The sequence below is a fragment of the Levilactobacillus koreensis JCM 16448 genome, assembly GCF_001435525.1.
Classification (GTDB): Bacteria; Bacillota; Bacilli; order Lactobacillales; family Lactobacillaceae; genus Levilactobacillus; species Levilactobacillus koreensis.
Window position 1 is genome coordinate 1 of record NZ_AZDP01000021.1, and the last position, 243, is coordinate 243.

At 46.1% G+C, this 243-nt stretch carries 1 pseudogene; it reads left to right on the forward strand.

Annotation, left to right across the window (positions count from 1 at the left end):
* Positions 1-243 (forward strand): annotated as a pseudogene (locus FC99_RS01245) (RNA-guided endonuclease TnpB family protein); the annotation flags it as partial.

The window sequence follows — 243 nt, forward strand, 5'->3', positions numbered from 1 at the left end:
ATTCAGGCAGGAATCACCGCTCAATAGCCAGATGATTCAGTCGGTTTTTCGGACGGTTGTGGCTCGCTATAAGACTGTTCGAGAACAAATGAAGCAACATCCTTATCGCTACAAGAACGAAGAAAATAAGTGGATTCAGCTCCCAAAGGATTTGACCTGGTTGGTGAACCCCATCCAGTTTCGCCGACCACAAGCAGATCTGGTTCGCCAGAGTAATTATTCCTTCGTAAGTGAGATGCAACA